We start from the raw sequence: 21,986 nt of genomic DNA, 5'->3' as shown, positions 1-21,986 counted from the left end.
CTCCGTTGGTTACCACGCTCAGTCGATTACCACGCTGCTGGTTCCCACGCTCACCAGCCGCCGTAGGCGAGCCAGCCGCCGTCGATGGGCACCTGCGCCCCGGTGACGTAGGAGGCGGCGGGCGAGACGAGGAAGGCGACGACCTCGGCCACCTCCGCCGGGTCGGCGAGCCGGCCCAGCGGGGTGCGGCGCTCGATGTCGGCCGCGGAGAAGCGGCCCGACCTCATCGTGTGCTCGACGAACGGAGTGGCCACGTATCCGGGGTTCACCGACACCACCCGGACGCCCCGGTCGGCCCACTCCACGGCGAGTGACTTCGTCAGCCCGTCGAGCCCGTGTTTGGCGGTGGCGTACGCGGTGCGACCCGGGATCGCGACGGCGCCGAGCACCGATGAGATGTTGAGGATCGTGCCGCCGCCGCCCGCCAGCATCACCCGCGCGGCGGCCTGCGCGCAGAGGAACGGCCCGGTGAGGTTGGTGGCGATCACGCGTGTCCACTCGTCGGCCGTGATCTCCTCGGCCGGGCGTACCAGCGGGATGCCCGCGTTGTTGACCAGCACGTCCAGCGTCCCGAAGCCCTCGACCGCGGCGTCGACGAGCGCCTGCGCGCCCGCCGCGTCGCTCACGTCCGCGGCCACAGGAACGGCGCCGTGGCCGATCGCGGCCGCCGCCTCCGCGGCGCGGCCCGCGTCCCGCGAGTTCACGACGACACGCGCCCCGCCTTCCGCGAGCCGCTGTGCGATGGCCCGGCCGATGCCGGAGCTGGAGCCCGTGACGACGGCGGCGAGCCCGTCGACGGACCGGGTGGGGGTCTCTGGTGGGGGCACGGGTCGCCTTCCTGCTCGACGCCCGCGACCGCCGGCGTCACCGTTGCCGGCCGACGTCCTCAGCTTCGATCCGCCGCACCAACCGGTCAAGGGTGTCTTCCGGCCCCGGCATCATCCGGAATCCGGATGATGCCGGGGCCGGAGTTGAACCGGGCGGCCCTGCCATGCGTTGTCGGGGTGTGAGAGTGGGGCCTGTGGCAGGTGGGACCCAGCCGCCCGGACCGGACGACGCCGAGACGTTCGTCCGTGCGCTGTACGAGGACGCGGCCGGACCGCTGTTCGGGTACGTGCTGCGCCTGACCGGCGACCGAGCGCGGGCCGAGGAGGTCGTGCAGGAGACGCTGGTCCGAGCGTGGCGCCGCGCCGAGCACCTCGACGCCACCTCCGACACGCTCCGGGCGTGGCTGTTCACGACCGCGCGCCATCTGGTGACCGACCTCTGGCGCCGCGACGCCGCCCGCCCGTCCACTGTGGCCGACGAGCGCGCCCTCGCGGCCGCACCCGCCGCGGACGAGCTGGACCGGGCCGTGGAGCGCTGGACGGTGGCTGACGCGCTCGCGCGGCTCACCCCCGAGCACCGTGCGGTGCTGGTGGAGACCTACTACGAGGGGCGGTCGGTGGCACAGGCGGCGCAGCGGCTCGGGGTGCCGCCGGGCACGGTCAAGAGCCGCACCTACTACGCGCTGCGGGCGCTGCGGCTGGTGCTGGAAGAGATGGGGGTGGCGCAATGACCGATGGGTCTCGCGCGCCCGAGCACGCCGCTCGGATCGACCTCGGCGCCTACCTGATCGGGAGCCTCGCTCCCGCCGAACGGGCTGTAGTGGAACGGCATCTCGCGACGTGCGAGCGGTGCCGCGCCGAACTGGCGGACCTGGCGCCCCTGCCAGGGCTCCTCGGCCGGCTCGACGCCGACGAGGCCCGCAACCAGACGCTGACCCCGAGCCCCGACCTCCTGCCCCGCGCCCTCGAGGCCGTGCGCCGCGAGCGGGCCGCCGACCGGCACACGCTGCGCCGCTGGCGGATCGGAACTGCCGTGGCAGCGGCCGCCGCCGTGGTCGCGGTCGCGATAGCGATGGCGCCCGCGGTTCTTCCCGGCCCGACCGCCGCCCCCGCGGTCCCGTTCACCGTGGCGGCGGGGGTGACGGCGGCGGGCAGCGGCAGCATGGAGTCCCGCGGCTGGGGCACCGCGCTGCAGCTCGACCTGACCGGGCTCCCGCCCGCATCGGGGTATCAGGCCTACGTCACCGCCCGCGACGGGCACGGCGAGGTGGCCGCGAGCTGGGGACCCACACCGAGCGGGCGGGCCGTCGTCAGCGGGGCCACCGCCATCCCGCGCGCGGACCTCACCTCGATCCAGGTGCGCACGATGGACGGCCGGGAGCTGCTCAACCTCCCCTGCTAGGCGCTTAGAGCGACTCCAGCGCGCCCCCGACGTCGGGGTGCAGCGGGAGGATCTGCTGCAGGTTCATGGTCTCCCACGGCCGGATCACCGCCCGGTTGTCCGCCGGCGCCACCACCCGCAGGGGCACCGGCCGGGCCCCGGGTTCGTCGTAGGGTGCCGACCCGGCCGGTGTGGTGGTGCGCGTGGCCAGCTCGGCGAAGGTGCCCAGGCCGGAGGAGCCGAGGAAGCTCACGGCGGTCAGGTCGACCACGACGCCGCTGAGGTCCGGCCACTTCAGGGTGTCGTCCACCACCGCCATCAGCTCTCGGGCGGTCTGCAGGTCAAGTTCTCCCGCCACCGTCACCACGGCCGCCGATCCCACGCGGGCGGTGGTCAGCGTCATGACGTCGGCTGGCGCTCCGGGGGCGTCCCAGGCGCTGCGGTCGCTGTCGCTCACCCCGGAACCGTATCGTCCCCGGCTCCGCCGTCCTCCGACCTGTCCGATCACGCGCCCTGAAGGCGGCCACCTGGTGCCGGCCTCACACCCCGCCGGGTGATGATGACCGGTATGACGTCGACGGCAACGGGATCCGATCTGGTCGAGCGGGACGCACGGGAGCTTTCGGGCCTGGTCGAGCGCCGCGAGGTGTCGTGCGTCGAGGTCGTGACGGCGCACCTCGAGCAGATCGAGCGGCTCAACCCGCAGGTCAACGCGATCATCGCCCGGCGCGACCCGGACGTGGTGCTCGCCGAGGCCGCCGAGCGGGACGCGCAGCTCGCGCGGGGCGAGCGGGCCGGGTGGCTGCACGGGCTCCCGGTGGCGGTGAAGGACCTGGCCGAGGTGGCCGGGCTGCCCTGGACGGCAGGCTCACTCGTGCACCGCGACCGGATCGGCGCCGTCGACGAGCTGTTCGTGCGTCGCATGAAGGACGCAGGCGCCGTCGTCGTGGGGAAGACGAACACACCTGAGCTGGGTTTCGGCTCGCAGACCTACAACCCGGTCTCGGGTGCGACGCGCAACCCGTACGACCTCTCGCGCACCCCCGGCGGCAGCAGCGGCGGGGCCGCGGCGGCGCTCGCGCTGCGGATGCTGCCCGTGGCCGACGGCAGCGACTACATGGGCTCGCTGCGCAACCCGGCCGCGTTCTGCAACGTGTGGGGCATGCGCCCGTCGACGGGCCGGGTGCCGAAGCCGGGGTTCGTCGCGCAACTCGGCGAGGCCGGGCCGATGGGCCGCAGCGTCACCGACGTCGCCGCGCTGCTGTCCGTGCTCGCCGGCCCCGACCCGGACCACCTGCTGGGCCGGGGGGAGGACCCGGCCGTGTTCGCGGGCCCGCTTGACGGCGACGTGGCCGGTGCCCGGGTGGCGTGGGTCGGCGACCTCGCCGGCCGCCTCGCCTTCGAGCCCGGCGTCCTGGACCTGGGCCGGGCCGCCGCGGAGGTGCTCGCGTCGCTGGGCTGCGTGGTCGAGGAGGCGCTCCCCGACCAGGACTTCGACGAGCTCTGGTCGACGGCGCTGGTCTGGCGCTGGTGGAACGCGCTGGAGCTGGAGCCGCTGCACGCCGACCCGGCAACGCGCGCGCTGCTCAAGCCGGAGATCGTCTACGAGATCGAAGGTGGCCTGCGGCTCTCCGCGCTCGACGTCACCCGCGCGCTCGAGGGCCGCCGGCGGTGGCTCGACGCGCTGGCAGGCTTCTTCACCCGCTACGACTTCGTGCTCGCCCCGAGCGCGCAGGTCTTCCCGTTCGACGTCGGCACGCCGTGGCCCGCGGAGGTCGGCGGGCGGCCGATGGACACCTATCACCGCTGGATGGAGACCGTCGCGCCGTGGTCGCTCGCCGGCACGCCGGTGCTCGGGATGCCGGCGGGCTTCGACCCGCGCGGGCTCCCCACCGGTGTGCAACTGATCGGCAGGCCGGGCGCCGACCTGGACGTCCTGCGCCTCGGCCGGGCCTACGAGAAGGCGACCCGGTGGGTGAGCCGGGTCCGTCCCGCGCTACTCGACGCGAACCGCCCGTGCTGACCGTCCGCGGCGCCGACCTCGTCTGGACCGGGTCCGCGGAGGTGCCAGGCGGCTCGGTCGCCGTCGGCCCGGACGGGCTGGTCGCGGCGGCGCCGGTCGGCGGGGAGGTGCTCGACGCGTCCGGGTGCGTCGTGACACCGGGCCTGGTCAACGCCCACCACCACCTCCTGCAGACCGCGTTCCGCACCCTGCCCGCCACCCGGGGCGTGCCGATGCGGGACTGGTTGCCGCGGATGTCGGCCGCCTACGACGCCGTCGGCCTCGACGACGAGGTGGCGCACGCGGCGGCGGCCGCCGGCCTGGCCGAGGCCCTGCTGTGCGGCGTGACGACGGTGGCCGACCACCACCTCACCTGGCCCGCCGCCACGGGCGACGGAACGGGGATCGCCCGGGCGGTGGCCACAGCGGCGGGGGAGCTGGGCGCCCGGCTGGTGTTCGTGCGGGGGAGCGCGCGCGACGACCCGCAGACCGCCGCCGCCTCGGCGGACGCGATCGCCGGGATGCTCGCAGGCGACCCGACCGGGATGGTGCAGGTCGCCGTGGGACCGGCTGGTGTGCACAGCGACGCGCCGGAGACGTTCGCGCTGCTCGGCGAGGTGGCCGCCAAGCACGGGCTGCGGCGGCGGACCCAGTCGAACGAGCAGGTCGACGTCGAGGTGGCGGCGGAGCGCTTCGGGCGCAGGCCGCTCGACCTGCTGGACGAGTGGGGCTGGCTCGCCCCCGACGTCACTCTCGCCCACCTGTGCGGGGTGACCGCGGCCGAGATCGAGCGGGTGGCCGCGGCAGGTGTGAGCGCCACGCACGCCCCCGGCTGCGACCTCCCGATGGGCTGGGGTGTTGCGCCGATGGCCGCCCTCGCCGACGCGGGGGTCGCCGTCGGTCTCGGCACGAGCGGCGGTGGCAGCAACGACGCCGGGCACCTACTCGCGGACGCGCGGCTCGCGCTGCAGGTGGCGCCGCTGGCCGGACGACCGGTCTCCGCCCGCGAGGTGCTGAGCTGGGCGACCGCGGGTTCGGCGGCCGGGCTGGGCCGCCCCGAGCTTGGGCGGCTGCTCCCCGGCTGTGCCGCCGACCTAGCCTGCTGGGACGTCACCGGCGTCGCGGACGCCGGCGTGGCTGACCCCTTGGCGGGGCTGCTGTGGGCCGCGCCGGGACGACGGCCACGCCACGTCGTCGTGGCGGGCCGGGTGGTGGTGCGCGACGGCGAGCTGGTGGGCCGTCCGGAGCGGGAGGTGGCCGGTGACCTGAGGGCGCTGCTGAACCGCCGGGCCTAGGAGCCCCGGACGGCGTGCGCCGCTGACGGGAGCCCGGTCAGCGGGCCGGCGTGCGCCCGAACCGCTCGGCCAGCTCCCCGGTCAGCGCCGGCCAGACGACGGGGTCGTGCCCCGGCACCAGCGGGTAGCCGCGTTCGGCCGCGATCGCCTTGAGCCTGCGCACCTGCTCGATGCACTCCTCCGGGGTGGCGTCGACGCGGCCACCGACCGAGACCTCCTGCTCGATGTTCTCGGTGAGGTCGGCGGCGTCGAAGGCGAAGACGAACCCGCCGCCCCCGACGCTCTCGTCGAGGTCCACGACGAAGCTCTGGTGGCCGGGCGTGTGCCCAGGCGTCGAGACCGCGGTGACGCCGGGGGCGATCTCGGCGTCGCCGTCGGCGAGCCGCCAGTCGTGGGCCGGGTCGTCGAAGTCGATCCGGAAGATGCCGTCCTGCTCGGCCTCGGGCGTGAGGCCGTACTCGAGCTCGCGGCGCTGGCAGTGCACGGGAACCCCGGTGAAGTGGCGCAGCCCGCCCGCATGGTCCAGGTGCAGGTGGCTGAGCCCGACGGCGTGCACGTCCGACATCTCGATCCCGGCGTGGGCGAGCGCCTCCTCCAGAGGCTCGCCCGGGCCGGGGAGGATCGCCCGGTGCATCGGGTTGCCGTGGAACCGGGCCCGCAACGCGGTGTCGTGCAGGAGTGCGGAGTTGAAGCCCGTGTCGAGCAGCAGCCAGCCGCCGTCGGCGTGCAGCAGGATGCCCGGGACGGGCTCGCGCATGCGCTCCTCGCGGGACGCTCCCTCGATCGAGACGGACCGGGGCAGGTCCTCCCACCCGAGAGTGAGCAGGACGATCTCGCGGATCCCTGATCCACGTCGTGACATGAAGGCGCTCCCGTGCTGCTCAGCGGAAGGGTCGGCGGCGCACCCGCCACCCGACCCCCGGATGAGGTGTCAGGCTGACAGGTGGGCGATGCGCAGCGTCGTCGGGGCCGCGACCTAGGGAGCGCCCTGAACAACTCTGCCCTACTGCGCGCCGCCCAGGCGGGCACCTCGCGGCGTTGGACGATCGGGCCGATACACAGCGGCGGTATCGGCCCTCTCGCGTCAGGTGACCCGATGCGATGCACCCACCTGGACGCCGCTCGCAACGGGCGGAGTTGTTCAGGCCCCTCCCAGTGCGACTCCTCGTCTCAGCGGCGGGCCGTGGGCAGCAGGCGCGGGTCGGCCGGGCCGTCCGCCGGCCCCGGCAGCGCTGCGCCGCGGTCCAGGGCGTGGTCGAGTCGGCGCAGCAGGTCCTGGAGGAGCTGGGCCTCCTCGGACGAGGTGAACAGCTCGGCCTGGCTCCGCTCGACGAGTACGGTGAGGCGGCGGTGGACGCTCTTGCCCCGCGGAGTGAGGAAGAGCCGCACGCGCCTGCGGTCCTCCGGATCGATCCTGCGGTACACGAGGTTGTTGGCCACCAGCCGGTCTACCAGGCGGGTCAGCGCAGCCGGGCGCACCCCGACGCAGTCGGCGACCTCGGTCATCGGGTACCCGGAACCCTCCGAGAGGATGTTCAGCACCCGCCACTGGTCCACGTCGCAGCCCTCAGGCCCGAGGGCCGATCGCAGCCGTTCGGTGACCCGCCGCTCCACGTGACTGATCAGGTGGGAGAATTCACGGGACGAGTTCTGGGGAAACATTGCCTGCCCGTCCTCCCGGCGCCTACGGTGCTTCCCACCGTAGACGATCTCGGGGGGGATCGGCCCCAGTACGGCAGCGTCGCCGCTCCCCGCTCAGCGGGGATCCGAGACGCCTCCGTGGGAGATGCCCGTGCTCCAGTCGCCGGTTGCCCCTGAACGGTTCGGCGGTGATCTGCGCGGGGGGCGGGACGACTCGGCCCTCACCGTCGCGCTCGTCGTTCCCCACCAGGGCCCGCTCGGCCTCATCGGCCCCTCCAGCGAGCTGTGCGCCGAGCTGGCCGCCGAGGAGATCAACGAGGCGGGTGGCGTCCTCGGCCGGGAGCTGCGGCTGCTGCCCGTCGACGGTGGAGCCGCTCCACACGTCGTCGCGAACGAGGTCGGCGCGCTCGTGTCACACGGCGTGGTCGACGCCGTGATCGGCACGCACACCTCCGCCGTGCGGCACGAGCTCGCGCCGCGGGTCGCGCACGGCGTGCCCTACGTCTACACGTCGATCTACGAGGGCGGCGAGCGCAACCCGGGCGTTTTCCTGATCGGCGAGACGCCGGGCAACCAGCTGCGGCCGGGTATGCGGCTGCTCGCCGACGAGTTCCGGGTGCGGCGGTGGTGCGTGGTGGGCAACGACTACGTCTGGCCGAGGAAGTCCGCGGCTGCGGCCCGGCACTTCGCGCGGGAGTCGGGCGGGCGGATTTACGAGGAGATGTACGTCCCCCAGGGCACGATCGAGTTCTCGGACGTGGTCGAACGCGTGGAACGGGCCGACGTCGACGCCGTGCTCGTGCTGCTCGTGGGGCAGGACGCGGTGCAGTTCCACCAGGCGTTCGCCAGGCGCGAGCTGCACCGCCGGTGCCTGCGGCTCACCACCCTCATGGACGAGAACATGCTGCTGGCCGCCGGGCCGGAGGCGACGGTCGGTCTGTACGCGGCCGCTGGGTACTTCGAGTCGCTGACCACACCCGAACGCCTCGACTTCGCCGCCCGCTACGCCCGCCGGTTCGGCGTCGACGCGCCGCACGTCGGCAACCTGGGCCAGTCCTGCTACGAGGGCGTCCGCCTGCTGCACGCGCTGCTCGATCAGGCACGGTCCCTCGACGTCCAGGCCATCAGCGCCGTCGCGGACACCGTCTCCTATGCGGGCGCGCGTGGACGGCGGCAGTTGCGCGACCGCCACGCCGCACAGCGCGTCTACCTGGCCGAGGCCGACGCGATGGAGTTCTCCGTGGTGGCGGAGCTGGCCGAACCGGAGCGCTGAGCCGACCGGAGGCGCCGAGTGGCCGGGAGCGCTGGCTGGATCGCATTCGCGGTCCCCGTCGGCGCCCTTTCCGGTTGGCCTCGGAATGCGAATGCGGTGACCATCCGGGATACCACGGGATTGGCCCTTCGCCAGTGGTGAGCGGCTCCGTCCGGTGGTTTCGGGCGGCTCCGGGAATTCGTTCTCCGGCTTAGCGGGCCAGATCGGGGAAACGACCCGGGCGGCCGATCGTGGAGGAAGGTCTTGGACGGGAAAGTTACGTTCACCAGAAAGTCGCAGGTCAGCCGAGCATCGGCAACACCTGCGTAACATGATCTCCGCAGATGTAACAGAAATCGTCCTTGTGGTGCACCATCCGCAACATCGCGTCCTTAGGGTACCGGCCAATCAGTGGTCGGTACGGAGGAACGGCGGTCGAGGGTGGAGATGTCGGGCAGGAGTTCCAGACGGCCCACGGTGTTCCGGCGTTCCCGGGTCCGGGCTCTGGTCGCCGTTGTGGCGTTGTCCGTGCTCGCGGGATGTGGCGGGCCCGGAAATGCGGCGTCGGGCGCGGTCGGCGCACCCAAGAGCGGCGGCACGCTCGCGATCGGGATCGAGTCGGAGGTCGACGTCCTCGACCCGCAGCGGGCAGGCGGCTGGGTGTCGTGGCGGGTGAACCGGCAGATCTTCGAGCCGCTGGTCGACGAGGACCTGTCCAAGCCGTCGTCGGAGGCGGCGGTCCCGCCGCTCCGGCCGGGCCTTGCCACGTCCTGGGAGATCTCCCCGGACGGGACGGTCTACACCTTCCACCTCCGGCCGAACGTCACGTTCCACGACGGCACCCCGTTCGACGCCGCCGCGGTCGAGTTCAACATCCGGCGGATGTGGGACAAGAGCTTCGAGTTCTACGACGCCAAGGCCGCCGGTCAGACGACGTTCGTCTGGCAGAAGCTGGCTTCCGTCACCACCCCGGACCCGATGACCGTCCAGCTGACGATGTCGCAGCCCTTCGAGCCGTTCCTGCGGCTGCTGCCCCAGGGCGGCAGCGGGTCGAGCGCCATCATCAGCCCCACCGCGGTCCGGACCTACGGCAACGACAACGTGGCCGAGCACCCGGTCGGCACCGGGCCCTTCAAGTTCGCCGATCGCGTTCGGGGGCAGCGGATCACGCTGGAGCGCAACGACGCCTACTGGGGCGAGAAGCCCTACCTGGACAAGGTCGTGTTCCGGCCCCTCCCCGACCCCTCCGCCCGGGTGGCCGCGCTGCGGGCCAACGAGGTGGACATGATCGCGGTGCCGCCGCCGGACAGCGTGCAGGGCCTCGCGGACTCCGGCTTCCAGATCTCGGACGGCGCCCCGCCGCACGTCTGGTACCTGTCGTTCAACATGAACGACCCCATCACGAGCAACAAGCTCGTGCGTCAGGCGATCAACCTCGCGATCGACCGGCAGGGTCTCGCCACCACGCTGCTGCGCGACACGGTCAAGCCGGCCTACGACGTACAGGCCCCGGCCAACGCCGCGTACGTCGAGAACACCGCCGCGTACGGGTACGACCCGGACAAGGCCAAGCAGCTGCTGGCCGAGGCCGGCTACCCCGACGGGTTCGAGACCACGATGATGACCTCGGTCGACGGCTCAGGGCAGATCATCCCCGTCCCGATGGCGGAGTACATCCAGCAGGACCTGGCGAAGGTCGGCATCAAGATCAAGCTCGATACCACGGAATGGATCTCCTACCTCACCAAGTGGGCGCAGGGCACGTCGCCAGGCGTCGGCTGGGCACAGCAGTCCTGGGGCATGACCACGCCGTACTGGCTCTACATCGCGACGTCGTCGAGCCTGCGCGCCCCGAACGGCCCGAACGTCGGCGGGTACTCCAACCCCGAGCTGGACCGGGTGATGGGCGAGGCGATCAGCGCGACGTCCGAGGACCAGGCGGTCGAGCTCTGGAAGCAGGCGAACCGGATCGTCACCGATGACGCGGCGATCGCTCCGATCGTGAACGACAAGGCCCCGTACGTGCTGAGCCGGAACGTCCAGGGGTTCGTGTCGCCCAGCGAGGAGTGGTACGACCTCAACCGGGTCTGGCTGTCGTCGTGATCGGGTTCGTGCTCCGGCGCCTGGCCTGGACGGTGCTGATCCTGCTCGGCGTCTCGGTGCTGGTGTTCCTCCTCATGCAGCTCGTCCCCGGTGATCCGGTCCGGACGATGCTGGGGATGAGCGCCACGGCCGAGCACGTCGAGGAGGTCCGCCACGAGCTCGGCCTGGACCGCTCGCTTCCCGTGCAGTACCTGAGCTACCTGTCGGGTGTGCTGCACGGGGAGCTGGGGCAGTCGCTGATCCTGAGCCAGCCGGTCTCGGCGATCCTGTTCCCGAAACTGCTCAACACGGTGATCCTCTCGGTCGGCAGCCTGCTGATCTGCCTGCTGGTCGGGATCCCGCTCGGCGTCATCGCCGGGGCGCGGCAGTACTCGTTGTTCGACCGCGGCTCGATGTTCCTGTCCCTCGCCGGTGCCAGCGTCCCCGTCTACTGGGCGGCGCTGGTCGTGATCAGCATCTTCGCCCTGCAGCTTGGCTGGTTCCCGACCTCGGGCATGTACGACACCCGTGATCCGGGTGGGTTCGGCGACGTGCTGTACCACCTGGTGCTGCCGGCCACCGCGGCGGCGCTGGTGCCCACAGCGGTGATCGCCCGGATGGCGCGCGGCTCGATGGTCGAGGCGCTGCACGGCGACCACGTGCGGATGCTGCGGGCCAGCGGCGTCCCGGAGCGCCTGGTGATCTGGCGGCACGCGCTGCGGGGCGTGATGCCGCCGGTGGTCAACATCGTCGGGCTGCAGATCGGCTACCTGCTCGGCGGGATCATCTTCGTCGAGGTCGTCTTCAACTGGCCCGGGCTCGGGGGCCAGCTCTACACGTCGATCACCGCGGGCGACATGCCCATGATCCAGTCCGGCGTGCTGTTCATCGCACTGGTCTTCGTCCTGGTCAACCTGATCACCGATATCGCGGTCGCGCTGCTCGACCCGCGCACCCGGAAGGCGGCGTAGAGGCGTGAGCTCGGACACCATCACCGCGACCGGGACGGCGGGCCCGCCCGTCCTGGCGACCACCTGGCAGCGCCGCTCCCAGTTCAAACTGGCGATGCGCGCGCTGCGGCGGGACAGGGTCGCGGTCGGGGCACTCGTCGTCCTCGTTCTCGTCACTCTCGCCGCGGTTCTGGCTCCGTGGATCAGCCCGTACGACCCGCTGGCGGGCGACCCACAGCTGCGGCTGCTGCCGCCGTTCAGCGAGGGGCACCTGCTCGGGCTGGACGGTCAGGGGCGCGACATCCTGTCCCGGCTCATCTGGGGCGGGCGGTACTCGCTGTCCGTCGCCGTCGTCCCCGTGCTCTGCGCGGGCCTGGTCTCGTTGGTGATCGGGATGGTCGGCGGCTACCTCGGCGGGCGCTGGGGCGACTCCGTCATGCGGCTGCTGGACATCGTGTTCGCCTTCCCGATCGTGCTGTTCGCCATCGCGCTGGCCGCCGTGCTCGGGGCCGGGCTGGTGAACACCATGGTGGCGGTCGGCGTCACGCTGGTGCCCTACATGTCGAGGGTGGTCTACACCGCGACCGTCCAGGAATCGGCCAAGGAGTACGTCGAGGCGGCGCGGGCGGCCGGGGCCGGTCACCTGGAGATCCTGCGCAAGCAGTTGCTGCCGAACGTGCTGTCCCCGCTGGTCGTCTACGGCACCACGCTCGCAGGCCTGGTGATCGTGCTGGCGGCGGGCCTGAGCTTCCTCGGCGTCGGCATCACGCCCCCGGCGCCCGACTGGGGCGTCATGACCTCGGACGGGCGGCAGGTGCTGCTCGAGGGCTACGCACACGTGGCCACCGTGCCCGGCCTGGTGATCCTGGTCGTCGCGCTGGCGTTCAACCTGCTCGGCGACGGCATCCGCGACGCCCTCGACCCGCACAAGCAGACCGCATGAGTTCCCGGACGGGGGAGGACGGCAGCGTGACCCAGCCACCACGGGCAGAGCAACCACTGCTGCAGGTCGAAGGACTGCGCACCCACTTCTCGACCGAGCACGGCGTGGTAAAGGCCGTGGACGGCGTCGACTTCACCATCGAGCGCGGCGGGATCCTCGGGATGGTCGGCGAGTCCGGGTCCGGCAAGAGCGTGACGGGGCTGTCCATCCTCCGGCTGCTCGACCCGCGCAACTCCACGATCGCGGGCGACCGGGTGCTGTTCGACGGCGAGGACCTGCTGACGAAGTCCGACAAGGAGATGCGCGCCATCCGTGGGCGGCGCATCAGCATGGTCTTCCAGAACGCGATGACGGCGCTGGACCCGTTCTTCCGGGTCGGCGACCAGCTCGTGGAGATCATCCAGTTGCACCAGCGCCTGGGCAGGCGGGAGGCGCGCGCCAAGGCGCTGGAGGCACTGGAGCTCGTGCGCATCCCGGAGGCGGGGCGGCGGCTGTCGAGCTACCCGCACCAGCTGTCGGGCGGGCAGCGGCAGCGCGTGATGATCGCGCTGGCGCTGGCCTGCGGTCCCGACCTCCTCATCGCCGACGAGCCGACGACCGCTCTCGACGCCACCGTGCAGAAGCAGATCATCGACCTGCTGCTCGACGTCAACCGCGAGCTGGGCACCGCGATCCTGATGGTGACGCACGACTTCGGCGTCGTGGCGCGGATGTGCCGCACGGTCGCCGTGATGTACGCGGGGCGCATCGTCGAGGCGGGCGACGTCCGCACGGTCCTGGAGCGGCCGGAGCACCCCTACACGCTCGGGCTGATGCGCGCGGTGCCACGGGTCCGCAGTGGCGTGCGGCGCAAGTCCGACCGGCTGTACCAGATCATGGGCGCCCCGCCAGTGCGCGCGGCGGACGCCGAGGGATGCGCGTTCGCCCCGCGCTGCCCCGAGGCGGCGCCGCACTGCTCGACGGAGGAGCCGCCACGGGTCGAGTTCGGCAACGGCCACGCCGTGCTGTGCCACGAGCGGGTGGCGAGCGAGGAGGCCGGCCGTGTCAGCGCGTGACGTGATCCTGGATGTGCGGGACCTGCGCAAGGTGTACCGCACGCCCTCCCTGTTGGGCCGCGGCACGGAGTTCGTGGCCGTGGAGGGCGCGAGCTTCCAGGTCGAGCGGGGCGAGACGTTCGGGCTGATCGGTGAGTCCGGCTCGGGCAAGACCACGGTCGGCCGGATGCTGCTGCGCCTGCTCGAGGCGACGAGCGGCTACGTCGAGTTCGACGGGTACGAGGTGCTGGGGCTTTCCGGACCGCGGCTGCGCGAGCTGCGGCAGCGGATGCAGATCGTGTTCCAGGACTCCGGCTCGGCGTTCAACCCCCGGCTGCCGGTCGGCGAGCAGGTCGCCTTCCCGATGCGGAAGTTCCGGCTCCACCCCGAGAAGGAGATCCGGGGCAGGGTCGTGGAGCTGCTGGAGCACGTCGGGCTGCAGGGAGACCAGGCCCAACGCTATCCGCACGAGTTCTCCGGCGGGCAGCGCCAGCGGCTCGGGATCGCCCGGGCACTCGCGGTGCAGCCGGACTTCGTGGTCCTGGACGAACCGACGTCCGCGCTCGACGTGTCCGTGCAGGGCCAGATCCTCAACCTGCTCTGCGACCTGCAGGAGGAGCGCGGCCTCACCCTGATCCTGATCAGCCACAACCTGGCCGTCATCCAGCACATGTGCGACCACGCCGCGGTGATGCACCAGGGCCACGTCGTGGAGAGCGGCGCCGTCGACGAGCTCTTCGGCGCGCCCCGGTCCGACATCACCCGCCAGCTGCTCGAGGCCGTGCTGGAGCCGACGGCGCCGCAGGCCTGACCGTCCCCCGACGAACGGAGATCCAAGAAGTGACTGACCCCGACGTGCAACAGGCCGTGCGGCGGCTCGCCGCGGCCGGGCTCGACGTCGACGAGCAGCAGGCCCGCGAGGCGCTGTCGGTCTCCCGGGAGCCGGACGCGTCCAAGCTGTACCGGACCCTGCCGATCGACGGCATCGAGCCGATGATCGCCTTCGACCCCAGGTGGCGGGCGTGACCGCTCTGCAGGAGACCCGCCTGCAGGAAGCGTCGGTGCTCGCCGCCGGCCTGCCGACCGTCACCGAGGCGATCGAGGCGATCGGCGCCGGGGCGCTGTCGCCGGTGGAGCTCACCGAGCATGTGCTCGCACGCATCGAGCGCCTGGACCCGCTGCTCGACTCCTACGTCGACGTGTTCACCGAGTCCGCGCTCGCGAAGGCGCGGTCGGTGCAGGACGCGATCGCGCGGGGCGAGTCGCTGGGGCCGCTGCAGGGGATCCCGGTGGGGCTGAAGGACCTCTACGACGTGGCCGGCACCCCGACGCTGGCGGGGTCGGCGGTCCGCGCGGGTCACGTCGCCGACACCGACTCGACCGTCACCCGCAAGCTGCGCGCCGCCGGCGCGGTGATCACGGGCAAGACCGTGACCCACGAGTTCGCCTACGGTGTCGTCTCTGCGCCTGCCCGCAACCCGTGGGACCGCGAGACCATCCCCGGCGGGTCCAGCGGCGGGTCCGCGTCGGCCGTTGCCGCCCAGCTCTGCCTCGCGGCGATGGGCAGCGACACCGGCGGCAGCATCCGCATCCCCGCGGGGCTGTGCGGGCTGGTCGGGCTCAAGCCGACGTTCGGACGGGTGAGCAAGCGAGGCGTGGCGGAGCTGTCCTGGTCGCTCGACCACGCCGGGCCGATCACCCGCACGGTTGCCGACGCGGCGGTGCTGCTCCAGGCCATCGCGGGCCACGACCCCGGCGACCGGTGCTCGATCGACGAACCGGTGCCGGACTACCTGACGGGCCTCGGCGCGGGGATCGAGGGCCTGCGGGTCGGGGTGCCCACGAACTTCTTCTTCGACGCGGTGGACCCCGAGGTCGCCGACGCCGTGCACGCCGCGCTCGCGGTGCTCGTGGAGGCCGGTGCGGTGCTCGTCGACGTCACGGTGCCGCACGTGGAGCTGACCGCCGACCTCGTGTCGACGATCGTCGGGGTGGAGGCCGCAGCCATCCACCAGGAGCACATCCGGACCGTCCCCGAGGCCTACACCGCGGACACCCGGATGCGGCTGCTGGCAGGCGAGCTGATCAGCGGGACGTCCTACGTCAACGCCCAGCGGGCCCGCCGGCTCGTCGTGGACGGGTTCCGGTCCGTCCTGTCCGGCCTGTCCGGCGTGGACGTCATCGCGACGCCCACCCTGCCGGTCACCGCGCCCGCGTTCGGCGCGAAGACGGCGCAGCTCGGCGGGGCCGACGTGCCGGTGATGGCGGCGCTCAACCCGCTGACCGCCCCGGCGAACGCCGCCGGGCTGCCCGCACTGGCCGTCCCGTGCGGGTTCTCGGCCGCGGGCCTGCCGCTGAGCCTGCAGCTGATGGGCAGGCCGTTCGACGAGGCGACGCTGCTGGTGGCCGGGCACGCCTACCAGCGCCGCACCGACTGGCACACCCGGCGACCCCCGCTGGGTGAGAACTGATGGGAGACCTCGTGGCTCGATCCTTCCCCCCGCTGGACGTGGCGGCGCTGACCGCGCGGCTGGAGATCCCCGAGGACCGGGCCGAGGTGGTGCTCGGTTCGCTGACGTCGGCCTACGAGGTGATCGACGTGCTGGACTCGCTCCCCCTGGGGGAGACCCCGCCCGCCACCGCCTTCGACGCCCGCTGGGAGTGAGCACCGTGGACGCCTACGAACTGACGATCGCGGACGCCGCCGCGATGATCCGCGCGAAGGAGCTCTCCCCGGTCGAGCTGACCGAGTCGGTGCTGTCGCGCATCGACGCGGTGGAGGGCAAGATCACCGCGTTTGCAACCGTCACCGCGGACGTCGCCCGCGCGGCGGCCGCCGCTGCCGAGGCGGAGATCGCCGCGGGGGCCTACCGCGGTCCGCTGCACGGTATCCCCGTGGGGATCAAGGACCTCTACGAGACCGCCGGGATCCCCACGACGTCCAGCTCCGCGGTCCGCGCCGACTACGTGCCCGAGCAGGACTGCGCGGTCGTCGAGAAGCTGACCGCCGCCGGCACGGTGATGGTCGGCAAGACCCACACGCACGAGTTCGCGTTCGGCGCCGTCACCCCGACCACGCGCAACCCGTGGGACCTGGAGAAGATCCCCGGCGGGTCCAGCGGCGGCTCCGGCGCGGCGGTGGCGGCGGGGGAGTGCATGGTCGGGATGGGCAGCGACACCGGAGGGTCGATCCGGATCCCCGCTTCGGTCTGCGGCACCGTCGGGCTCAAACCCACCTACGGGCGGGTGTCCCGGCGTGGGGTGGCGTCGCTGTCCTGGTCACTGGACCACGTCGGCCCGCTCACCCGCACGGTGCGCGACACCGCGCTGGTGATGAACGCGATCGCCGGCTACGACCGGTCCGACCCGGCCTGCGTCGACGTGCCCGTGCCGGACTTCGCCGCCGGGCTGTTGGCGGGCGTGGCGGGGCTGACCATCGGGGTGCCGACCAACTTCTTCACCGAGCGGGTGGACCCCGAGGTGGCGGCGGCGGTCGCGGCCGCGGTCGGCGTGCTGGTCGGCCTGGGCGCCGAGGTCCGCGAGGTGGCGATCCCGCTGCCCGAGTACATCCTGCCCACCGAGTGGGGCCTGATGCTGCCCGAGGCGAGTGCGTATCACCAGGAGATGCTGCGGGAGAAGGGCGACCTCTACACGGCCGACGTGCGGCTGTTCCTGGAGGTCGGTGAGTTCGTGCTCGCCACCGACTACATCAAGGCCCTGCGCGCGCGGACCCTGCTGCAGCACGCGTGGCGGGAGTTGTTCGAGGGCATCGACGTGCTCGTCGCGCCGACCCTCGCCGCGCCGGCGGTGAGCGCCGACGACCTGACGCTGCACTGGCCGGACGGGACCACGGAGGCCGCCACCGACGCCTACGTGCGGTTCTCCGCCCCGGCGAACGTCACGGGCCTGCCGTCGCTGTCGGTGCCGTGTGGGTTCACCGAGGGCGGGCTGCCGATCGGCATGCAGATCGTGGGCAAGCCCTTCGCGGAGACGACGCTGCTCGCCGTGGGGCAGGTGTACGAGTCGGCCACCACGTGGCTCGACCGAAGGCCTGCCCTGTAGCGCTGCTCCTAGGCGCCTGAGGACTCTTCGTACGTCCGGATCGTGCGGACGAACGTGGCCCGCTCCTCCCCCGAGAGCGGTTCGAACGCGTCCCGCCACGCTGTGGCGCCGTTCGCGAGCCAGCCCTCGATCGCCGCGCGGGTCTCCGCGTCGTCGGTGATGGCGACGATCGTGCGCCTGCGGTCGTCCGGGTCGTCGTGGCGCTGCAGCACGCCCTGGCGCGTGAGGTCGGAGACCATCAGGCTCACGGTGGTGGGGGCGACCTCGAGCCGCGCGGCGAGCTGGTTGACCGGCATCGGCCCGTCGAACAGGAGGTAGGCGAGCAGCGAGAGGTGCCGCGGAGCGAGTGAGAGCGACTGGAGCTGCTCCGGGATGGGGATCTGCTTGATCCGCGCGGCCACCCGCGGCATCAGCAGCAGCATGGCGCGGATCGCCTCGTCCGTGCTGAGCCCCACGGCACCGAACGCTACCGGAGGTCACCCCCGCAGAGCGGGAAGCAGGTGCTCCTCCTCGTAGGCGAAATGCTCCTCAAGCCCCGTGACCACCCGCTCGACCTCGGCGCGCACCTCGGCCGCGTCCCGTGACCGTCCCGGTTGCAACAGCGCCTCCAGTTCGGCGAGGCCGCGCTCGACCACGCGGTGCTCGGCGCGCAGCCGCTCCACGACGGGAGCGAGCTCGGGGAACTGCGCTTCGAGCGCGGTGAACGCCCCGTCCTCGCGGGTGTGGTGGAGCTGGAGCCCGTAGCAGTACGTCAGGCAGCGAGTGCGCAGCTGTTCCCCGAGATCCGCCGTGCCTCCCAGCCCGTCCCGGACCCGCTCCAGCTGGGCGCGCAGGTCGGCGTGGTGGCGCAGCAGCTGCTCGCCGACCGCGCGCCTGCGCTCCGTTGCGCTCAGCTCCAACGGGATCAGCGCGACGACCGGGATGACCCGTCCGGTCTGCTCCTCGTAGGCGCGGAAGGCCGGGTCGATGGCGCACTGCTGCTCCCAGTACTTGTCGCGCTCGGCGCCCTCCAGCGGCACGGCCAGCGTCGCCAGGATGCGAACGGTCCCGTCCGCGCCGGCGACCTCCATCGTCACCTGCGGACTCGCCAGGATGTTCCGGTACCAGGACGGGTGCTCCGGCCCACCGGCGTTAGAGGCGAAGACGAGGTAGCGGTCGCCGTCGCGCAGGTACACGGCAGGGGTGGTGTGCGGGCGGCCGGTCCGCCGCCCCGCGGTGGTGAGCAGCACCAGCGGGGCGCCGGTGAGCCACCCGCCGACCTGCCCGCCGTTCGCCCGGAACTCCTCGATCACGTCCGCGTTGCCCGCCATGCCGCACCTCCGATTGTATTTGCTTTGCAACCAAAGATAACACGGCCGGTCGCGTCTGCGCTCAATGGCTCTGACCTGCGGTAAATGGCTCATGCTCGAACATATGTTCGAGTAGAATCGAGGTCGTGTCCACCGACCGGGTTGCTGCCGCGCACCGCCTCCTCCTCGAGGCGGTGGACGCGCTGGTCGCGGCTGCGGGGCCGGGCGCAGGCGACGGTGAGCTGCTGTCGGTGCTGACCGTCTCCGAGGGTGTGGCCCGGCGGTTGGACCGGGTGGTCGTGGGTGTGGTGGCCGATTTGGAGCGGCGGGGCACGTTCGCCGAACGCGGCTACAAGTCGGCGACGGGGGCGTTGGGGGATCTGCTGGGGTGGGAGCGGTTCGAGGCCCGCCGCCGGGTCGTGGCCGCCGATCAGGTGTGCTCGAGGACCGGTCTGGACGGCACACCTCTGCCGGCGCGGTTGCCCGCGACGGCGGCCGAGTTCGCGGCCGGTCGGGCGAGCGTGCGGCATGTCGAGGTGGTCGCGCGGGTGCTGGGCACCGCGGCGGCCGAGCGGCTCGCGCCGCAGGTGTGGGCGGGGGCGGAGTTGCAGCTCGCGGCGAAGGCCGGTGAGTACACGCCCTCGGAGCTGCACGCCTGGGGCACCGCGCTGGTGGAGGCGCTGGATCAGGACGGGGCCGAGCCGGATGACCGGCCGCCCCCGCAGATCAACGAGCTGCACCTGACCCGGCACCGCGGCCGCCCGGGCGGGACGCTCAAGGGCCGGTTCGATGACGCGGCGATGTTCGATGCGGTCGCGGCGGTGGTGGATGCGAAGGCCAAGCCGCTGACCGGTGAGGACGAGCGGAGTGCGGCGCAGCGGCAGGCCGAAGCCCTGGCCGAGGTGTGCGGGTTCGTCCTCGACCACGGCGACCTGCCGCACGCCGGTGGTGGCCGCCCGCACCTCAACGTGCTGGTGCGGTTGGAGGACCTGGAGAACCGCTGCAGGGCCGCGGTGCTCGACTTCGGCGGTACCGTCACCCCGGAGTCCTTGCGGATGCTCGCCTGCGACGCCGCGGTCGTCCCGATCGTGATGGGCGGGAAGGGCCAGCCACTCGATGTGGGCCGGTTGACCCGCACGATCCCGGACGGGCTGCGGCGGGCGGTGGTCGCGCGGGGCGGGGGGTGTGAGTTCCCGGGTTGCGGGCGGCCGCCGTCGTGGTGCGAGGTGCACCACGTCGTCGGGTGGCAGGAGGGCGGGCCGACGGCGCTGCACAACTTGGCGATGTTGTGCCGGGTGCATCACCGGTTGCTGCACCACTCGGACTGGATCGTGCGCATCCGAGACGGGCTCCCGGAGTTCATCCCACCCGCGTGGATCGACCCGCAGCGAAGACCCCGCGCCGCACCGCGACCTCACGCCGTCGCCTAGACATCGGGCGTCGCTACCCGTCCACGTCGTCCCGCGCGCGCTGCTCACGGAGCTGGGCCGTGACCTCGGACCATCGGAACCGGTAGCGCCCGCCCGGTGTGGTCACGGCCGGGGTGAGCATCCCGCGTGCCACCCACCGGCCGACCGCGCGAGGCGTCACGCCCAGACGACGCGCCACCTCACCGGAGGTGATCAGTTGCTCCTCGTCATCCGGCATACGGCGACGTTAGAGAGGTGCCATGCGTGCCGGCCTGCCAGCCTGTGCCTGCTACTCGTCCACATCGTCCCGCGCGCGCTGCTCACGTAGCTGGGCCGTGACCTCCGACCATCGGAACCGGTAGCGCCCGCCCGGTGTGGTCACGGCCGGGGTGAGCATCCCGCGCGCCACCCACCGGCCGACCGCGTGTGTCGTCACGCCCAACCGGCGCGCCACCTCCCCGGACGGGATCAGCGGGTCCTCGGCATCGGACATGCAACGACGTTAGAGCGTGCGCGCGGCACATCGGGCGCTTAAACAGCATCGATAGCAACCGTAGGATCAACAGCATAAGTAGCATCTGTAGCATTGGTGGCGTTTGAGCCTGCTTGCAACGCAGACGGCCCCGACCAGGTGCGGTAACACCCGGCCGGGGCCTTGATCCACACTGACTAGGAGTGCGGACCCGTGGCACACCCTCTCACCCCCCTACCTCAGCGCGCCTTCGTGAGCTTCACCGAGGTGGCTGCTCTCGGCAGCACCTGCGCGATCGCCGGCAAGCGCGGTCCCCGGTGAACCACGCCCATCCGGTGACCCCGTTCGAGAGCCTGGCGGGCGCACTCGCCGAATGGCCATCGCTCACCCGCAGCCTGCTCATGCACCACCCCGCCACCGGCGGGGTCTGTCCCGCGTGCAGCACCCCTGGCGGGCGGATCGTCGTCGTGGCGCCCTGCTCCCCGCGGGCGCTCGCGGAGACGGCGCAGAAGATCCGCGCCCAGCGCGGCGGGCGATGAATCGGATGCCCAGCCGCCGGACCCGCGGCCGTCACCGGCTCCTGTGGCCGATGACCACGCGGGTCTGCTCGGTGCGCGGGTGTGCCCGCTGTGCGGCGCGCTGATCGTCACGGACGGCGCCGAGCAGCATGAAGCGGTCCACCGTGCCGGCCTCCGGAGCCCGGACCTGCCCTGCGGTCGTTAGGGGAGCACCGGGAAGCTCCGCCAGCCGTCGGCGTCGCGGGTGAAGCGGGTCTTCGCCGGGGGTGTGGTCGTGGTGCCGGCCTGCCAGAAGTCGACGCGGTGCGGCACCAGGCGGACGGTCGTCCAGCTCGGCGGGGCCGTCGCCGAACGCGGGTCGTCGTCGGCGGCGGCGAACTCGCGCTCGACGGCCCCTGACGGCACCTCGAAGTCTGGGGCGGTGAGCCCAGGAGCGAGGGCCTCGTACGCCCAGGCCACGAGCTGGAGCTGGCGCGGCCGAGTCGGGTAGGCCGCGCGGGACGTGGTGCGGTCCAGCTCGGCGGCCTCGCCCTGCAGCACCACCTGCCGCCCGAGCGCCGGCCAATGAAAGACCGCCGAGACCCGCGCGTTGGCCGCGAGGTCGCGGGTCTTCGTCGTGGGGGTGGAGGATTGGAAGCGCAACGATTCCGCATCCACCGCCGTGACCAGCACGGTCCGCGCGTGCGGCACCCCGTCCGCGTCGGCGGTGGCGAGGGTCATCGTGCTCGGCAGGGGCAGGTCCGCCGTCTGCGCCTCGGCGACCCACCGCCCGACGATGTCGAGCGGGTTGCCGCGCAGTTCGTCCCGCATCAGTTCGTCCCGCATCGGC

The 21,986-nt window shown here is 72.6% G+C and carries 25 protein-coding genes; 16 read left to right on the top strand and 9 right to left on the bottom strand.

Going from position 1 to position 21,986, the window contains the following annotated elements:
• Window positions 1-50 precede the first annotated feature (50 nt).
• Window positions 51-827, bottom strand: a complete 777-nt coding sequence (locus tag ABD143_RS14470) for an SDR family NAD(P)-dependent oxidoreductase (RefSeq protein ID WP_343977068.1) — start codon at window positions 825-827, stop codon at window positions 51-53.
• 194 nt (window positions 828-1,021) lie between these two features.
• Here ABD143_RS14470 and ABD143_RS14465 point away from each other — a divergent pair, with 194 nt between their 5' ends.
• Together ABD143_RS14465 and ABD143_RS14460 are read left to right on the top strand one after the other, a co-directional pair.
• The gene (locus tag ABD143_RS14465; RefSeq protein WP_343977065.1) at window positions 1,022-1,558 is read left to right on the top strand and encodes a sigma-70 family RNA polymerase sigma factor; all 537 of its coding nucleotides are present in this window, start codon (window positions 1,022-1,024) and stop codon (window positions 1,556-1,558) included.
• Complete coding sequence (locus ABD143_RS14460) at window positions 1,555-2,229, top strand: anti-sigma factor family protein (RefSeq protein WP_343977062.1); 675 nt, start codon at window positions 1,555-1,557, stop codon at window positions 2,227-2,229. Before ABD143_RS14465 ends, ABD143_RS14460 begins: the two co-directional genes overlap by 4 nt.
• Before the next feature lie 4 nt (window positions 2,230-2,233).
• On the opposite strand, the gene ABD143_RS14455 is transcribed toward ABD143_RS14460, so the two are convergent.
• The gene (locus ABD143_RS14455; RefSeq protein WP_343977059.1) at window positions 2,234-2,665 is read right to left on the bottom strand and encodes an STAS domain-containing protein; all 432 of its coding nucleotides are present in this window, start codon (window positions 2,663-2,665) and stop codon (window positions 2,234-2,236) included.
• A 111-nt stretch (window positions 2,666-2,776) separates the two neighbouring features.
• On the opposite strand from ABD143_RS14455, the gene ABD143_RS14450 reads away from it, so the two are divergent.
• Entirely contained in the window at window positions 2,777-4,231 is a 1,455-nt protein-coding gene (locus ABD143_RS14450; protein ID WP_343977055.1) for an amidase, read from the top strand.
• Window positions 4,225-5,505, top strand: a complete 1,281-nt coding sequence (locus tag ABD143_RS14445; protein ID WP_343977052.1) for an amidohydrolase family protein — start codon at window positions 4,225-4,227, stop codon at window positions 5,503-5,505. The genes ABD143_RS14450 and ABD143_RS14445 overlap by 7 nt, the downstream gene beginning before the upstream one ends.
• Before the next feature lie 37 nt (window positions 5,506-5,542).
• On the opposite strand, the gene ABD143_RS14440 is transcribed toward ABD143_RS14445, so the two are convergent.
• On the bottom strand, window positions 5,543-6,367 hold the full coding sequence (locus tag ABD143_RS14440) for an N-acyl homoserine lactonase family protein (RefSeq protein WP_343977049.1): 825 nt from the start codon (window positions 6,365-6,367) through the stop codon (window positions 5,543-5,545).
• A gap of 308 nt (window positions 6,368-6,675) precedes the next feature.
• On the bottom strand, window positions 6,676-7,167 hold the full coding sequence (locus tag ABD143_RS14435; RefSeq protein WP_343977046.1) for a MarR family winged helix-turn-helix transcriptional regulator: 492 nt from the start codon (window positions 7,165-7,167) through the stop codon (window positions 6,676-6,678).
• Between the two features lie 130 nt (window positions 7,168-7,297).
• Here ABD143_RS14435 and ABD143_RS14430 point away from each other — a divergent pair, with 130 nt between their 5' ends.
• The 10 genes from ABD143_RS14430 (at window position 7,298) to ABD143_RS14385 (ending at window position 17,469) form a co-directional block, all read left to right on the top strand.
• Window positions 7,298-8,419, top strand: coding sequence for a substrate-binding domain-containing protein (locus ABD143_RS14430; protein ID WP_343977043.1), 1,122 nt, complete (start codon window positions 7,298-7,300; stop codon window positions 8,417-8,419).
• A 495-nt stretch (window positions 8,420-8,914) separates the two neighbouring features.
• Window positions 8,915-10,501 (top strand): ABC transporter substrate-binding protein, encoded by a 1,587-nt coding sequence (locus ABD143_RS14425; RefSeq protein ID WP_343977040.1) that lies wholly within the window; start codon window positions 8,915-8,917, stop codon window positions 10,499-10,501.
• Entirely contained in the window at window positions 10,498-11,451 is a 954-nt protein-coding gene (locus ABD143_RS14420) for an ABC transporter permease (RefSeq protein WP_343977037.1), read from the top strand. Before ABD143_RS14425 ends, ABD143_RS14420 begins: the two co-directional genes overlap by 4 nt.
• 4 nt (window positions 11,452-11,455) lie before the next feature.
• Window positions 11,456-12,373, top strand: coding sequence for an ABC transporter permease (locus tag ABD143_RS14415; protein ID WP_343977034.1), 918 nt, complete (start codon window positions 11,456-11,458; stop codon window positions 12,371-12,373).
• A complete protein-coding gene (locus ABD143_RS14410) occupies window positions 12,370-13,428 on the top strand; it encodes an ABC transporter ATP-binding protein (protein WP_343977031.1) in 1,059 nt (352 codons plus the stop codon). The genes ABD143_RS14415 and ABD143_RS14410 overlap by 4 nt, the downstream gene beginning before the upstream one ends.
• Window positions 13,415-14,218 (top strand): ATP-binding cassette domain-containing protein, encoded by an 804-nt coding sequence (locus ABD143_RS14405; RefSeq protein WP_343977028.1) that lies wholly within the window; start codon window positions 13,415-13,417, stop codon window positions 14,216-14,218. The genes ABD143_RS14410 and ABD143_RS14405 overlap by 14 nt, the downstream gene beginning before the upstream one ends.
• 29 nt (window positions 14,219-14,247) lie before the next feature.
• Window positions 14,248-14,433 (top strand): hypothetical protein, encoded by a 186-nt coding sequence (locus tag ABD143_RS14400; RefSeq protein ID WP_343977025.1) that lies wholly within the window; start codon window positions 14,248-14,250, stop codon window positions 14,431-14,433.
• Window positions 14,430-15,878 carry an amidase gene (locus ABD143_RS14395; protein ID WP_343977022.1) on the top strand — a complete coding sequence of 483 codons (1,449 nt, stop codon included), beginning with the start codon at window positions 14,430-14,432 and terminating at the stop codon, window positions 15,876-15,878. Before ABD143_RS14400 ends, ABD143_RS14395 begins: the two co-directional genes overlap by 4 nt.
• An 11-nt stretch (window positions 15,879-15,889) precedes the next feature.
• On the top strand, window positions 15,890-16,072 hold the full coding sequence (locus tag ABD143_RS14390) for a hypothetical protein (RefSeq protein ID WP_343977020.1): 183 nt from the start codon (window positions 15,890-15,892) through the stop codon (window positions 16,070-16,072).
• Window positions 16,073-16,077: 5 nt separating this feature from the next.
• A complete protein-coding gene (locus tag ABD143_RS14385; protein ID WP_343977017.1) occupies window positions 16,078-17,469 on the top strand; it encodes an amidase in 1,392 nt (463 codons plus the stop codon).
• Between the two features lie 8 nt (window positions 17,470-17,477).
• Here the strand turns inward: ABD143_RS14385 and ABD143_RS14380 are convergent, their stop codons facing one another.
• Window positions 17,478-17,891 carry a MarR family winged helix-turn-helix transcriptional regulator gene (locus ABD143_RS14380; RefSeq protein WP_343977448.1) on the bottom strand — a complete coding sequence of 138 codons (414 nt, stop codon included), beginning with the start codon at window positions 17,889-17,891 and terminating at the stop codon, window positions 17,478-17,480.
• A gap of 54 nt (window positions 17,892-17,945) precedes the next feature.
• Window positions 17,946-18,779, bottom strand: a complete 834-nt coding sequence (locus ABD143_RS14375; RefSeq protein WP_343977014.1) for a nitroreductase/quinone reductase family protein — start codon at window positions 18,777-18,779, stop codon at window positions 17,946-17,948.
• Window positions 18,780-18,904: 125 nt separating this feature from the next.
• Between ABD143_RS14375 and ABD143_RS14370 the strand changes: the two genes are divergently transcribed.
• Complete coding sequence (locus ABD143_RS14370) at window positions 18,905-20,188, top strand: HNH endonuclease signature motif containing protein (RefSeq protein WP_343977011.1); 1,284 nt, start codon at window positions 18,905-18,907, stop codon at window positions 20,186-20,188.
• 13 nt (window positions 20,189-20,201) lie between these two features.
• On the opposite strand, the gene ABD143_RS14365 is transcribed toward ABD143_RS14370, so the two are convergent.
• On the bottom strand, window positions 20,202-20,405 hold the full coding sequence (locus ABD143_RS14365; protein WP_343977008.1) for a MerR family DNA-binding transcriptional regulator: 204 nt from the start codon (window positions 20,403-20,405) through the stop codon (window positions 20,202-20,204).
• A gap of 51 nt (window positions 20,406-20,456) precedes the next feature.
• The gene (locus ABD143_RS14360) at window positions 20,457-20,660 is read right to left on the bottom strand and encodes a MerR family DNA-binding transcriptional regulator (RefSeq protein WP_343977005.1); all 204 of its coding nucleotides are present in this window, start codon (window positions 20,658-20,660) and stop codon (window positions 20,457-20,459) included.
• Window positions 20,661-20,974: 314 nt separating this feature from the next.
• Here ABD143_RS14360 and ABD143_RS14355 point away from each other — a divergent pair, with 314 nt between their 5' ends.
• Entirely contained in the window at window positions 20,975-21,178 is a 204-nt protein-coding gene (locus tag ABD143_RS14355; RefSeq protein WP_343977002.1) for a hypothetical protein, read from the top strand.
• A gap of 180 nt (window positions 21,179-21,358) precedes the next feature.
• Here ABD143_RS14355 and ABD143_RS14350 read toward each other — a convergent pair whose 3' ends face one another.
• The gene (locus ABD143_RS14350) at window positions 21,359-21,982 is read right to left on the bottom strand and encodes a pyridoxine/pyridoxamine 5'-phosphate oxidase (protein ID WP_343976999.1); all 624 of its coding nucleotides are present in this window, start codon (window positions 21,980-21,982) and stop codon (window positions 21,359-21,361) included.
• Between the last annotated feature and the right edge of the window lie 4 nt (window positions 21,983-21,986).

Source organism: Pseudonocardia aurantiaca, from assembly GCF_039526725.1.
Lineage (GTDB): Bacteria > Actinomycetota > Actinomycetes > Mycobacteriales > Pseudonocardiaceae > Pseudonocardia > Pseudonocardia aurantiaca.
The sequence above is the reverse complement of the archived record's forward strand: the minus strand, read 5'-3'. Positions and strand labels throughout refer to the sequence as shown.